This is a genomic window from Bradyrhizobium sp. B120 (assembly GCF_049075665.1).
GTDB lineage: Bacteria > Pseudomonadota > Alphaproteobacteria > Rhizobiales > Xanthobacteraceae > Bradyrhizobium.
This window is the reverse complement of the sequence record NZ_CP185242.1, coordinates 7,162,837-7,174,760: the sequence shown is the minus strand read 5'-3', so window position 1 is coordinate 7,174,760 and position 11,924 is coordinate 7,162,837. Positions and strand designations below refer to the sequence as shown.

Annotated in this window: 14 protein-coding genes; 10 read left to right on the top strand and 4 right to left on the bottom strand. The window is 65.7% G+C overall.

Annotated elements, in window-relative coordinates; genetic code table 11:
- Nucleotides 1-85: 85 nt before the first annotated feature.
- From ACOIX3_RS33340 to ACOIX3_RS33330, 3 genes are read right to left on the bottom strand one after another with little or no spacing between them, the layout of a single operon-like run.
- Complete coding sequence (locus tag ACOIX3_RS33340; RefSeq protein ID WP_420966251.1) at nucleotides 86-784, bottom strand: DUF1045 domain-containing protein; 699 nt, start codon at nucleotides 782-784, stop codon at nucleotides 86-88.
- A 20-nt stretch (nucleotides 785-804) separates the two neighbouring features.
- On the bottom strand, nucleotides 805-1,977 hold the full coding sequence (locus ACOIX3_RS33335) for an alpha-D-ribose 1-methylphosphonate 5-triphosphate diphosphatase (RefSeq protein WP_420966249.1): 1,173 nt from the start codon (nucleotides 1,975-1,977) through the stop codon (nucleotides 805-807).
- A 14-nt stretch (nucleotides 1,978-1,991) separates the two neighbouring features.
- The gene (locus ACOIX3_RS33330; protein ID WP_420966248.1) at nucleotides 1,992-2,639 is read right to left on the bottom strand and encodes a chloramphenicol acetyltransferase; all 648 of its coding nucleotides are present in this window, start codon (nucleotides 2,637-2,639) and stop codon (nucleotides 1,992-1,994) included.
- A gap of 210 nt (nucleotides 2,640-2,849) precedes the next feature.
- Between ACOIX3_RS33330 and phnC the strand changes: the two genes are divergently transcribed.
- The 4 genes from phnC to phnE (ACOIX3_RS33310) all read left to right on the top strand — a co-directional run bounded on the left by phnC (nucleotide 2,850) and on the right by phnE (ACOIX3_RS33310) (nucleotide 6,480).
- Nucleotides 2,850-3,665, top strand: coding sequence for a phosphonate ABC transporter ATP-binding protein (gene phnC / locus ACOIX3_RS33325; RefSeq protein WP_420966246.1), 816 nt, complete (start codon nucleotides 2,850-2,852; stop codon nucleotides 3,663-3,665).
- 75 nt (nucleotides 3,666-3,740) lie between these two features.
- Nucleotides 3,741-4,670 carry a phosphonate ABC transporter substrate-binding protein gene (gene phnD / locus ACOIX3_RS33320; protein ID WP_420966245.1) on the top strand — a complete coding sequence of 310 codons (930 nt, stop codon included), beginning with the start codon at nucleotides 3,741-3,743 and terminating at the stop codon, nucleotides 4,668-4,670.
- 80 nt (nucleotides 4,671-4,750) lie between these two features.
- Nucleotides 4,751-5,635, top strand: a complete 885-nt coding sequence (phnE, locus tag ACOIX3_RS33315; protein WP_420966243.1) for a phosphonate ABC transporter, permease protein PhnE — start codon at nucleotides 4,751-4,753, stop codon at nucleotides 5,633-5,635.
- On the top strand, nucleotides 5,632-6,480 hold the full coding sequence (gene phnE, locus ACOIX3_RS33310; RefSeq protein WP_420966241.1) for a phosphonate ABC transporter, permease protein PhnE: 849 nt from the start codon (nucleotides 5,632-5,634) through the stop codon (nucleotides 6,478-6,480). Before phnE (ACOIX3_RS33315) ends, phnE (ACOIX3_RS33310) begins: the two co-directional genes overlap by 4 nt.
- A 37-nt stretch (nucleotides 6,481-6,517) precedes the next feature.
- Here the strand turns inward: phnE (ACOIX3_RS33310) and phnF are convergent, their stop codons facing one another.
- Entirely contained in the window at nucleotides 6,518-7,243 is a 726-nt protein-coding gene (phnF, locus tag ACOIX3_RS33305; protein ID WP_092124688.1) for a phosphonate metabolism transcriptional regulator PhnF, read from the bottom strand.
- Nucleotides 7,244-7,359: 116 nt separating this feature from the next.
- Here phnF and phnG point away from each other — a divergent pair, with 116 nt between their 5' ends.
- Genes phnG through phnL form a run of 6 tightly spaced genes read left to right on the top strand, consistent with a single transcriptional unit; the run spans nucleotide 7,360 to nucleotide 11,919 of the window.
- Entirely contained in the window at nucleotides 7,360-7,821 is a 462-nt protein-coding gene (gene phnG / locus ACOIX3_RS33300) for a phosphonate C-P lyase system protein PhnG (RefSeq protein WP_420966238.1), read from the top strand.
- A 4-nt stretch (nucleotides 7,822-7,825) separates the two neighbouring features.
- Nucleotides 7,826-8,434, top strand: coding sequence for a phosphonate C-P lyase system protein PhnH (phnH, locus tag ACOIX3_RS33295; RefSeq protein ID WP_420966236.1), 609 nt, complete (start codon nucleotides 7,826-7,828; stop codon nucleotides 8,432-8,434).
- Nucleotides 8,435-8,437: 3 nt separating this feature from the next.
- Nucleotides 8,438-9,541 (top strand): carbon-phosphorus lyase complex subunit PhnI, encoded by a 1,104-nt coding sequence (locus ACOIX3_RS33290; RefSeq protein WP_420966233.1) that lies wholly within the window; start codon nucleotides 8,438-8,440, stop codon nucleotides 9,539-9,541.
- Nucleotides 9,538-10,422 carry an alpha-D-ribose 1-methylphosphonate 5-phosphate C-P-lyase PhnJ gene (locus tag ACOIX3_RS33285; RefSeq protein WP_420966232.1) on the top strand — a complete coding sequence of 295 codons (885 nt, stop codon included), beginning with the start codon at nucleotides 9,538-9,540 and terminating at the stop codon, nucleotides 10,420-10,422. The genes ACOIX3_RS33290 and ACOIX3_RS33285 overlap by 4 nt, the downstream gene beginning before the upstream one ends.
- The gene (phnK, locus tag ACOIX3_RS33280) at nucleotides 10,415-11,212 is read left to right on the top strand and encodes a phosphonate C-P lyase system protein PhnK (RefSeq protein WP_420966230.1); all 798 of its coding nucleotides are present in this window, start codon (nucleotides 10,415-10,417) and stop codon (nucleotides 11,210-11,212) included. Before ACOIX3_RS33285 ends, phnK begins: the two co-directional genes overlap by 8 nt.
- Before the next feature lie 8 nt (nucleotides 11,213-11,220).
- Nucleotides 11,221-11,919 carry a phosphonate C-P lyase system protein PhnL gene (phnL, locus tag ACOIX3_RS33275; protein ID WP_420966228.1) on the top strand — a complete coding sequence of 233 codons (699 nt, stop codon included), beginning with the start codon at nucleotides 11,221-11,223 and terminating at the stop codon, nucleotides 11,917-11,919.
- The last annotated feature ends 5 nt before the right edge of the window (nucleotides 11,920-11,924 follow it).

The following is an 11,924-nucleotide window of genomic DNA, read 5'->3' as shown; positions in this document are numbered from 1 at the left end:
TTGCTGGGACCGCAGCTCGCTTGAACAACTACTGACGGTGGTTATGGGTCCCGGCTTTCGCCGGGACGACACCGGTGTGGGGGGCCTAATCCCGATCAGCCTGCAACGGCCAACTGTCGATGATGCGGAAGCGCGATGCCGGGTCGGCTTGCTTGAATAGTGCGATGCGGTCGATCGTGAGCCGCGCAAGCTCGATCGCCGCGAACCGCTCGCGCAGCCGCGCCATGATCGGGCCGCGCCGCTCGTCGCTCAATCGCCCGGTCAGCGTCATGTGGAAGCGGAATTCCTCCATGACGTAAGGATAGCCCCAGCGATCGAGATAGTCGCGTTGCCGCTCCGTGAGCCGTTCGGGCCTGCGCCGCGCGCGATCTTGCGGCGTGAGCGGCGCACGGAACGTATCGAACGCGGTGACGCAATCGGCGGCGAGCTGTTGCAGATCATCCGAGCGGCTCGCCGGGATCACGGCGATGAAGCCGCTGATGGCATCGACAACCGGTTCGATCACCGGAATACGCCGCGCGCGGCCGGCGAAGGCAGCGCACGCATCGAGCAGCTCGGACTCGTTCCTGCCGTCGGCGAGCGCGGTCGGCGCCTTCAGGGTGGCGTGGAAGCCGTATTTGCGCGGATCCTCCGTCACCTCGCGCCAGTCGGGCGCGACGCCATCGGGAAACGGCAGGTCGTCGCCTGACACGGCATCGTAGCCGAGCAGCGCCGAACCGAAGCGGTGCAGGGCGCTGTCGGGTGACGGCGCATAATAGATCGCGTAGCGCGGAGTGTTGGCCATGGCGGCAGAATAGGTCCTGACTATGCTGCCGCAACCGTTTTGCGCGGGGCGAGCGAATGAACAAGGCAGCTCGCGTCTGCCAGATGCACCAACCGTCCGGCCGCGATCACGGCGACGATGCGCGGCCGCAGCGGCGCCTTGTCGTCGACGACGATGATGTCGGCGCGGCTGCCGGCGGCGAGCACGCCGCGGTCGGCAAGCCCCGCCGCGCGTGCCGGCGCCGACGAGATCAGGTCCCAGGCCTTGGCGAGCGGCAGGATGCCATCGGCGGCGAGGCGGAACGCGGCGAGCAGTTGTGCCGGATAATAGTAGTCCGACGCCAGCACCGAGCAGAGGCCCTGTGCGATCATGTCGGATGCCTTGGTCCAGCCGGTGTGGCTGCCGCCGCGCACCACATTGGGCGCGCCGAACACGATGAAGTCGCCGGCAGCGGCGGCGTCGCGCGCGGTCTCCTCATTGACGGGGAATTCGGCGATCGTGGCACCGAGCGCGCGAAACTCCTGGCGCATCGCCGGGGTGTTGTCGTCATGCGAGAGCATGCGGATGTTTGCCGCACGTGCAGCGGCAGCCAGCCGCGCGATCGACGCCGGCACCTCGGGACGGCGCGCCACGATCCGATCGAGCATGTCGTTGACGGCTTCGATGGAGAGCCCGGTGCGTTCGGCCAGCTGGTTGCGCTTCTTCGGCTTGACGTTGCTGTGGTCGTTGAAGGCGAACAGGTCGATGCGGCCCTCGGTGAGCCATTGAATGATCTCGGCTTCGGCTTCGAGATTGTGGGTCTCGTGACGCAGGTGGAAGCGCGTATCGGCGGCGAGCTGCGGCCGCAGCGCCTCGATCGCATCGAGCAGCTTGCGCGCATTCTCCGCGCTGCGCAGGCCGGGCTCCCACGACCAGGTCGTGCCATGGAACACGGTGGTGATGCCGTTGGCGATTGCCTGCCGGTCGCTGTCAACAAGCGCCACGTCGGTCGGGAAATCGACGCCGGGGCGCGGCATCATCTGCCGCTCGAACGCATCGCCGTGCAGGTCGATGATACCGGGCAGCACCAGTAGGCCACCGGCATTGATGTGGAGCGCGGCGCGGCTCTGTTCGGCGCCGAGTGATCCGATGTCGCGGCCTGAGGTCCGCAGCGAGGTCTCGACCAAGGCACCGTCAACCAGCGCGCGTCCGCCCTCGATGAAAATGTCCGTCACGATACGGTGCTCCGTTATTGATTCCGTGATTGGGATACGGCCTCGGCCTCGTACTTGTCGAGAAATTCCTCGACCGCGAGCGCGCGAAAGTCGGGCAGCACACGACGAAGTGTTTCGTGATCCCAGTCCCACCACGCGAGCGCGGCAAGGCGATCCGCTGCCGTCTCGGAGAAGCGTCGCTTCACCGGACGCGCGGGATTTCCGGCAACGATGGTGTAGGCGGGCACATCCTTGGTCACGATCGCGCCGGCGGCGACGACAGCGCCGGTTCCGACGTTCCGGCCCGGCAGCAGGATCGCACCGTGACCGATCCAGACGTCATGGCCGATATGCACGTGATGCGCACGTCGCCAGTTGAAGAAGTCGGTGTCGTCGCTCTCGCCGGGAAAATAGGCGCTGGCGCGGTAGGTGAAATGCGCCTGGGTCGCACGATGCATCGGGTGGTTGCCGGGATTGATGCGGGTCATCGCTGCGATCGAGCAGAACTTGCCGATCGAGGTGTAGGTGATCTGGCTATCGTTCACGACGTAGGAATAGTCATCCATGCTGACTTCAAGCAGGATGGTGCGCGCGCCGACCTCGGTATATTGGCCGAGCTTGCTCTCGCGTACCGACGCAGTCGGGTCGATCGTCGGCACAACCGAGAGTGTTTTTCCGGCCATCAGGGCCTCCGCAAATCGTGTAAATCTTTGGCTTCCGGGGAGATGCGCGCTCGTCATCAGGACGCTTGATGACAACATCATGACGTTGCGATGACGGCAAGGGAACGGCAAGGGAGGGGTGTGGACGATCGCCGCACTGCAACGTCACGTCACATAACTGTTAAACACCGGGGATAGCGATGGCTCAACGCGGCGCGGTTGGAGCATTACATGCTGGTGGTGGATGGTTTGACGTGCCGGTTCGGCACAAAAGCCGCAGTCGACAACGCATCCTTTTCGATCGCGCCGGGCAGCTTTGTCGGCGTGATCGGCCGCTCCGGTGCCGGCAAGTCGACCTTGCTGCGGATGATCAACCGTCTCGCCGATCCGACCTCCGGCCGTATCCTGTTTGAAGGCACCGATGTCACCGCGCTGCGCGGCAAGGCGCTGCGGCAGTGGCGGGCGCGTTCGGCGATGATCTTCCAGCAGTTCAATCTGGTCGGCCGTCTCGACGTGCTGACCAACGTGCTGATGGGCCGGCTTGCGCAGATCCCGTCGTGGCGTTCGCTGGCGCAAGTCTGGCCGGAGCAGGACAGGGCGCTTGCGCTGTCCGCGCTCGAGCAGTTCGACATCGCCCAGCTCGCGGCGCAGCGCGCCGATCAGCTCTCCGGCGGCCAGCAGCAGCGTGTCGCGATTGCCCGCGCGCTGGTGCAGGAACCCGACATCATCCTTGCCGACGAACCGATCGCTTCGCTCGATCCGCGCAACACCAAGATCGTGATGGATGCGCTGCTGCGCATCAACAAGCATTTCGGCATCACGGTGCTCTGCAATCTGCACTCGCTCGACCTGGCGCGAAGCTATTGCGACCGCCTGATCGGCATGGCGGCGGGGCGCGTGGTGTTCGACGGCGCCCCCGCGGCGCTGACCGACCATATTGCCCGCGAGCTCTACGACCTCGAGGCCAATGACGTCATGGGCGCGGCCCCGCTGCCCGTGCCCGATGGCGCAACTGCTCCGGCGCTCGGCACCGCAGCCGCGGCCTGAGCGGCGCATTTTCGAAAAACAGGGCAACCGGGCATTTCGCCCGGCCAATAGGCGTAACTACCAAAGAGGGGTAACATGATCACTCGTCGCATCGTTCTGGCCGGCGCCGCCGCGCTGGCATTCGCTGGCTCGGCTTCGGCCGAGGACTGGAAGACCAAGTATCCGGAGATCACCTTCGCGGTGATCCCAGCCGAAAACGGCTCCGGCGTCACCGAACGCTACGGCCCGCTTACCGAATATCTGTCGAAGGAACTCGGCATCAAGGTGAATCTGCGCGTCGCCAACGACTACGCAGCCGTCATCGAGGGCCAGCGCGCCGGCAACATCCAGATCGGTTACTACGGCCCGGCGTCGTTCGCCCGCGCCCGCCTCACCGGCGTCAAGACCGACGCGTTCGTGATCGACGTCAATGCCGACGGTTCGAAGGGCTATTATTCGGTGTTCTACGTGCTCGCCAAGAGCCCGTACCAGAAGGTCGAAGACCTCAAGGGCAAGAATATCGGCCTGGTCGATCCCAACTCGACCTCCGGCAACAACATGCCGCGCTTCAAGCTGAACCAGATGGGGATCGATCCGGAGACCTATTTCTCCAAGGTGGTCTTCACCGGCAGCCACGAGAACGCCGTGCTGGCGCTGGCGCAGGGCACCGTCGACGTCGCCGCCAACTGGTGGAATGCCGACGACGATTCCAACCTGACCCGCATGCTCGCCAAGAACATGGTGAAGTCGAGCGACGGCACGCCGCTGAAGAAGGAAGACTTCCGCATCATCGTGAAGTCCGACCTGATCATCAACTCGCCCTACGCCTATCTCGAGAGCCTTCCCGACGACATGAAGGCGAAGATCAAGCAGGCCTTCCTCGACATGCCGAAGAAGGACCCGGAAGCCTTCAAGAAGCTGTCCGACGGCAAGAACCTGCCGTGGCAGCCGGTCACCAACGCCGACTACGACAAGACCATCGAACTGATCAAGTTCGTCGACGCCCTGCGCAAGAAGGGCTCCTGATCGCACATCGCCGCTGAACGGGGCCGGGTTCGACAACCCGGCCCTTTTCGTTCATCCCTCGAGCAGACCGGCCCGCATCGATGGCGACCGCCATTTCCATCCTTCCAGCACAGCAATTGGCGACGCTGAACGATGCCTATCGCAAGGCGGTCGCGCGCAAGCGGCTGAAGGCGACGGTGGCAGCTGCGGTGTTCTGCGCGGCGCTGTTTATCGCAGCGCTCGGCGCCGATGTGAACCTGCACACGTTGTTCACCTATTTCGGCAACTTCGTCAGCTATTTCGACCGCATCCTGACGCTGGATTCCGGCGCGCGGGTCTGGACCGATCCGGTGGAATGGTTCTGGGGCCTGAAGAAATGGCTGCGGCTGCTCGGTGAGACCCTGCTGATCAGCTATGTCGGCACCCTGACCGGTGCTGTGCTCGCCTTTGCGCTGAATTTCTTTGCCGCCCAGAACACCTCGCCGGGACCATGGGTGCGCTTCATCATCCGTCGCCTGCTCGAATTCGCCCGCACCGTGCCCGGCATCGTGTTCGCGCTGATCTTCGTGATCGCGTTCGGCCTCGGGCCGATGGCCGGCGTGCTGGCGATCGCGATCCACACCACCGGGGCGCTCGGCAAGCTGTTCGCCGAGATCGTCGAGAATGCCGACATGAAGCCGGTCGAGGGCATCCGCTCCACCGGCGCGAGCTGGCTGTCCTGCATGCGCTTTGCCATCCTGCCGCAGGTCTCGGCGGGCTACGCCAGCTACGCGCTGCTCCGCTTCGAGATCAATGTCCGCGAGGCGTCGGTGATGGGCTTCGTCGGTGCTGGCGGCATCGGGCAGGAACTCGTGGTCGCGATCCGCAAGTTCTACTATTCCGACGTCAGCGCGATCCTCGTCACCATCATCGTCACCGTCTTCATCATCGACATCTCGACCGGCTGGCTGCGCGGCCGGCTGTTCGGCAAGGAGACCCGGCGATGAGCCAGCTGCCGAAGCCGGACACCGCGGACTTGCGTGCGAAATACCCTGGCGTGTTCGAACGCCCCGCGTCGGCGCGGCTGGCGATGCCGGCCACGATCGTGGCAGCGCTCGCGATCTTCGCATACGGCCTGGTCGATCTCGACTTCTCGCCAGCGAAGCTGATCTCAGGGATGAGCCAGCTCGGCTGGATCACCATGATGATGATCCCGCCGAATCCCGGCGCGTCGTTCCCGCTCTATATGCAGGCGCTCGGCGAGACGCTGTCGATCGCGCTGCTCGGCACGACGCTTGCGGCACTCTTTGCGCTGCCGGTCAGTCTCTTGGCGGCGCGCAACATCATCCCCTCAAACCTGATCCGCTTTCCGGTGCGCCGCTTCCTGGACTCGATCCGCGGCGTCGATACGCTGATCTGGGCGCTGGTCTGGATCAACGTCGTCGGCCTCGGCCCGTTCGCCGGCGTGCTGGCGATCATGGTCTCCGACTTCGGCGCGTTCGGAAAGCTGTTCTCGGAGGCGATCGAAGCGGCGGACCGCAAGCAGGTCGAGGGCATCCGCGCCTCCGGCGGCAACGCGCTGCATGAGATCCGCTTCGGCCTGCTGCCGCAGGTGTTGCCCGTGATCGCTGGCCAGGTGCTCTACTTCATCGAATCGAACACGCGGTCGGCCACCATCATCGGCATCGTTGGCGCCGGCGGCATCGGCCTGCAGCTCGCCGAGCAGATCCGCGTGCTGGAATGGCAGAAGGTGTCGTTCCTGATCCTGATGATCCTGATCGCGGTCGCCGCGATCGATTTCATCTCGAGCAAGTTGCGCTTTGCCATCATCGGCCAAAGGGCGGTGGTGTAACCTCCCCCCGCAAGAGCGGGGCGAGGGAGCAGAGAGGTCAGCTATTCTCGACGAGAAACTCCACCCGCTCGGCGGCGAAGCGCGAGCGCTTGGTCACCAGCGGGCGGTCCAGCATGTCGACGTCGGTCGCGTCGACCACCAGGACCGGCCGGCCCAGCGGCAGATCGAGCCGTGCGGCGTCGGTCGCATCGGCGATCGCCGCTGTGATCCGGGTCGAGGCGCGGTGGTAATCCTTGACGCCGTAATGCCCGAGCAGCTTCGTCATCGAGCGAACGTCGGCGAACACGCTGCCGGCATCGGGAAAGCGCTCGGCCGACAGCCAGGTGGTCGAAACACAGATCGGCGTCCGATCGGCGAGCCGCACCGCCTCGATCCGGATCAGCGGCGCGCCGATCTTCAGGCCGAGCTCGCGCGCGATCTCGCGATTGGCGACGTCGCTGCCTGCATCGATCAGCTGGCCGCGCGGCTCGTGGCCGCCGGCGCCAACGATCTCTGAGAATCGCGTACGTGAGCGTAGCGGGTAGGCAAGGCGCTGGGCTTCGACATAGGTGCCGCTGCCGCGCTCGGCGCGCACCAGGCCGCGCTCGGCGAGTGCGGCGAGCGCCCGCCGCACGGTGTGACGGTTGACTCGGTAAGTCTCGGCGATCTCCATCTCGCCGGGCAGCTTTTCGCCCGCGGCAAAGCGGCCGTCGGCGATGCCGCGCTCGATGCCGTCAGCGACCTGCCGCCACAAGGCGACGCCGGAACTTTCCTGCATGCTCATCGCGCGGTGATACCAGAAATCTTCGGTTTGTCACGAAACAGTCATGGCGCTCGGCTATCAAGTTGTCTATTATCATAGACAACTTGATACAAGCAAGGTTGCCCATGAATTCGACCATGAGTTCGACCGGACCCGACAGCAAACAGGCCCAGCGCAAGGCCGCAATGACGGTGCTGGCGCACTCCGCCGCGGCCGACATCGCAGGCAGGCTGGCGGCGATCGCGGTGCCCACGCATGAGAACCTGCGCGAGCCGGAGAACGGCCTCGTGATGATGCGCGGGCGGATCGGTGGCGACGGTGCGCCGTTCAATGTCGGCGAGGCGACGGTGTCGCGCGCGGCGGTGCGGCTTGCGACCGGCGAAGTCGGCTTCGGCTACACGCTCGGCCGCGATGCGCACAAGGCGCAGATGATCGCGCTGTGCGACGCCATGGTGCAGTCCGCGGAGCTGTCCGGCGAGGTGGAGGCCAAGGTGATCGCGCCGCTGCGTGCCGCCATGAATGCCGAGCGCAGTCGCAAGGCCGCGGAGACCGCGGCGACGCGGGTTGATTTCTACACGATGGTGCGCGGTGAGGGGTGATGCAATGACGACGATTGCCGAAATGCCCGCAGGGTTTGCCGACAAGGTGCTGTCGGCGCAGTCCACGTTTCGCTCCGTGATGGATGCGATGGCGCGCCCGGGCAGCGTGCAGCGCGTCGCCGCTGATGTCGGAACGCCCGCCGGCATGATGCGCGGCGCGGCCGCGATCGCGCTGACGCTATTCGATCACGACACGCCGATCTGGCTCGATGCCGCGATGTCGGCGACGCCGGATGTCGCCCGCTGGCTGAAGTTTCACGCCAGCGCGCCGGTGATCGCCGATTCCGCGATCGCGAGCTTCGCGCTGATCGGCGATGCCGCGAACCTGCCGGCGCTGGAGCGCTTCGCGTTCGGCAGCAACGAATATCCTGACCGCTCGACCACGCTGATCCTGCAGGTCGACAGCCTGACGCAGGGTCCGGCCTTCGAGCTGAAGGGGCCCGGCATCGACGGCAGCGCGCTGTTGCAGGCGATGATCAAGCCGCGCGACCTGTTCCAGCGGCTGTCGATCAATGAAGCGCTGTTCCCGCGCGGCATCGACGTCGTGCTGGTCCATGACGACAAGATTGTCGCGATCCCGCGCACCACGCGGCTGATCGCAAGCGGAGTGTGAGCGATGTATGTAGCCGTCAAGGGAGGCGAGCGCGCCATCGAGAACGCCCATCGGCTGCTGGCGCATGAGCGGCGCGGCGATCGCGATGTGCCCGAGGTGACGCTGGCGCAGATCTCCGAGCAGCTCGCGCTCGGCGTCGACCGCGTGATGACCGAAGGTTCGCTCTACGACCGCGAGCTTGCGGCGCTCGCGATCAAGCAGGCGCGCGGCGACATGATCGAGGCGATCTTCCTGGTTCGCGCCTTCCGCGCCACGCTGCCGCGCTTCGGCGCCACCGAGCCGGTCAATACCGGCGCGATGCAGGTGCGGCGACGGATCTCCTCGACCTTCAAGGACGTTCCGGGCGGCCAGATCCTGGGGCCGACCTTCGATTACACCCATCGCCTGCTCGATCCGCAGCTCGCGGAAGGTTTTGTGCCGGAGCAGCCGGCGACCGCGGAAGCCTCGCAGGCGGCAACGCCGCGGGTCACCGACATTCTCGGCCGTGACGGCCTGATCGAATCGTCGCCGCAGGCCGATAGCGATGCTGCGGTCGGCGACCTCACGCGCGAGCCGCTGAACTTCCCGGCCGATCGTGATCTGCGGCTGCAGAATCTGGCGCGCGGCGACGAGGGTTTTCTGCTCGCGCTCGGCTATTCGACGCAGCGCGGCTACGGCCGCAACCATCCCTTCGCCGGCGAGATCCGCTTCGGCGAGGTCGAGGTCGAATTCGCAGCCGAAGACGTCGGCTTTGCGGTCCCGCTCGGCTCGATCGAGCTCACCGAGTGCCAGATGGTCAACCAGTTCAAGGGCTCGACGACCGAGGCGCCGTGCTTCACCCGCGGCTATGGCCTCGCCTTCGGCCAGAGCGAGCGCAAGACCATGTCGATGGCGCTGGTCGATCGCGCGCTGCGCGCACGCGAACTCGGCGAGGAGGCGGCGGCGCCGGCGCAGGACGAGGAGTTCGTGATGTCGCACTCCGACAATGTGCAGTCGACCGGCTTCGTCGAGCATCTCAAGCTGCCGCATTACGTCGACTTCCAGTCCGAGCTCGGCCTGCTGCGCAAGCTGCGGCGGGAGTTCGCGGAAGCCAACGAGGCCGTGGAACTGCAGGAGGCCGCGGAATGAACGCGCCGACGTACAATTTCGCCTATCTCGACGAGCAGACCAAGCGGATGATCCGCCGCGCGATCCTGAAGGCGATCGCGATCCCCGGCTATCAGGTGCCGTTCGCGAGCCGCGAGATGCCGATGCCCTATGGCTGGGGCACCGGCGGCGTGCAGGTGACAGCCGCGATCCTCGGTCCCGACGACGTGCTGAAGGTGATCGACCAGGGCTCGGACGACACCACCAACGCGATCTCGATCCGCAAGTTCTTCGGCAAGACCGCGGGTGTCGCGACCACGACCTCGACCACGGACGCGACCGTGATCCAGACCCGGCACCGCATTCCCGAGGCGTCGCTGCACGCCGGGCAGGTGCTGGTCTATCAGGTGCCGATCCCCGAGCCGCTGCGCTTCCTCGAGCCGCGCGAGACCGAGACGCGGCGGATGCACGCGCTCGCCGAATACGGGCTGATGCACGTTAAGCTCTACGAGGATATCGCGCGCTTCGGCCATATCGCGACCGCCTACGCCTATCCGGTGAAGGTGAATGCACGCTACGTGATGGACCCGTCGCCGACGCCGAAATTCGACAATCCGAAGATGGACAATTGCGCGGCGCTGCAGCTGTTCGGCGCCGGCCGCGAGAAGCGCATCTACGCGATCCCACCCTACACCACGGTGGTCTCGCTGGATTTCGAAGATCATCCGTTCACGCGCTACCGCTTCGACGCAGCCTGCGCGCTGTGCGGTGCCGACAATTCCTATCTCGACGAGATCGTCACCGACGACAAGGGCGGGCGGATGTTCGTCTGCTCCGACACCGACTTCTGCGAGCAGCGCCAGGCCGCCGGCCATCACGGCACCGAGAGCGCGGCGCCGCACAAGGAGAAGGCGCATGTCTGAGCTCTCGAGCCTCGACAATGATCAGCCGCTGCTGGTGGCCGAGGGGCTTGGCAAGAATTACGGCCGGCTCCCGGCCTGCCGCGACGTCTCGTTTGCGCTCTATGCCGGAGAGGTGCTTGCGATCGTCGGCGAGTCCGGTTCGGGCAAGTCGACCTTGCTGCAACTGCTCTCCGCGCAGCTCGCGCCGAGCGCGGGACGGGTGTCCTACCGGATGCGCGACGGCGTGCTGCGCGATCTTGCCGAGCTCGGCGAGGCCGAGCGGCGCTTCCTGTTCCGCACCGACTGGGGCTTTGTGCACCAGGATCCTGCGCAGGGATTGCGGATGGGCGTCTCTGCCGGCGCCAATGTCGGCGAGCGGCTGATGGCGGTCGGCTGGAATCACTACGGTCGTATCAGAGACACCGCATCGACCTGGCTCGATCGAGTCGAGATCGATGTCGGCCGCATCGACGATGCGCCGAAGACCTATTCCGGCGGCATGCGGCAGCGGCTGCAGATCGCGCGCAACCTCGTCACCGAGCCGCGGCTGGTGTTCATGGACGAGCCGACCGGCGGTCTCGACGTCTCGGTGCAGGCGCGCCTGCTCGACCTGATGCGCAATCTCGTCAGCGAGCTCGGCCTTGCCGCCATCGTCGTGACCCACGATCTCGCGGTCGCGCGCCTTTTGTCGCATCGCGTGATGGTGATGAAGGGCGGGCGTGTCATCGAGACCGGTCTCACCGACCAGGTGCTCGATGATCCCCGCGAGCCCTATACCCAGCTGCTCGTTTCCTCGATACTGCCGCCATGAGCTTGCCAATGACCGCGATGATCGAACTTGCCAACGCCGAGAAGACCTTCACCATGCATTTACAAGGCGGCGTCGAGCTGCCGGTGGTGCGCGGCGTCTCGTTCCACGCCGATCCCGGCGAATGCGTGGTGCTGTCGGGCCCGTCGGGCGCCGGCAAATCCTCGATCCTGAAGATGATCTTCGGCAATTATCGCTGCGACAGCGGCCGGATCGGCATCCGCCACCACGGCAAGGTTGTTGACCTCGCGACCGCCGAGCCGCGCCAGGTGTTGAGCATCCGCCGCTCGACGATCGGCTATGTCAGCCAGTTCCTGCGCGCCGTGCCGCGGGTGGCGACGATCGACGTCGTCGCCGAGCCGTTGATCGCCAACGGCGTGGCGCGCGAGGAAGCCCGCGAACGCGCCGGGAGACTGTTGCGTCGGCTCAACATTCCGGAGCGGCTGTGGACGTTGCCGCCCTCGACCTTCTCCGGCGGCGAGCAGCAGCGGGTCAACATCGCGCGCGGCTTCATCTCGGACCTGCCGATTCTGCTGCTGGACGAGCCGACCGCTTCGCTCGATGCGGCGAATCGCGCAGTGGTGGTCGAGCTGATTGCGGAGAAAAAGACCAAGGGCGTCGCGATGGTCGCGATTGTCCATGACGACGAAATCCGCCATCTGATTGCCGACCGTATCGTCGATGTGACCTCGTTCGCCGCTGCTGCCTGAAGGAC

Excerpts from the sequence above, each read along its gene's own strand:
- phnK (WP_420966230.1), top strand. The coding sequence starts at position 10,415 with ATGTCTGAGCTCTCGAGCCTCGACAATGATCAGCCGCTGCTGGTGGCC.
- phnE (WP_420966243.1), top strand. The coding sequence starts at position 4,751 with ATGGCGACCGCCATTTCCATCCTTCCAGCACAGCAATTGGCGACGCTG.
- phnE (WP_420966241.1), top strand. The coding sequence starts at position 5,632 with ATGAGCCAGCTGCCGAAGCCGGACACCGCGGACTTGCGTGCGAAATAC.
- ACOIX3_RS33290 (WP_420966233.1), top strand. The coding sequence starts at position 8,438 with ATGTATGTAGCCGTCAAGGGAGGCGAGCGCGCCATCGAGAACGCCCAT.
- phnH (WP_420966236.1), top strand. The coding sequence starts at position 7,826 with ATGACGACGATTGCCGAAATGCCCGCAGGGTTTGCCGACAAGGTGCTG.
- phnL (WP_420966228.1), top strand. The coding sequence starts at position 11,221 with ATGACCGCGATGATCGAACTTGCCAACGCCGAGAAGACCTTCACCATG.
- phnC (WP_420966246.1), top strand. The coding sequence starts at position 2,850 with ATGCTGGTGGTGGATGGTTTGACGTGCCGGTTCGGCACAAAAGCCGCA.
- ACOIX3_RS33340 (WP_420966251.1), bottom strand. The coding sequence starts at position 784 with ATGGCCAACACTCCGCGCTACGCGATCTATTATGCGCCGTCACCCGAC.
- phnF (WP_092124688.1), bottom strand. The coding sequence starts at position 7,243 with ATGAGCATGCAGGAAAGTTCCGGCGTCGCCTTGTGGCGGCAGGTCGCT.
- phnG (WP_420966238.1), top strand. The coding sequence starts at position 7,360 with ATGAGTTCGACCGGACCCGACAGCAAACAGGCCCAGCGCAAGGCCGCA.
- ACOIX3_RS33285 (WP_420966232.1), top strand. The coding sequence starts at position 9,538 with ATGAACGCGCCGACGTACAATTTCGCCTATCTCGACGAGCAGACCAAG.
- ACOIX3_RS33330 (WP_420966248.1), bottom strand. The coding sequence starts at position 2,639 with ATGGCCGGAAAAACACTCTCGGTTGTGCCGACGATCGACCCGACTGCG.
- phnD (WP_420966245.1), top strand. The coding sequence starts at position 3,741 with ATGATCACTCGTCGCATCGTTCTGGCCGGCGCCGCCGCGCTGGCATTC.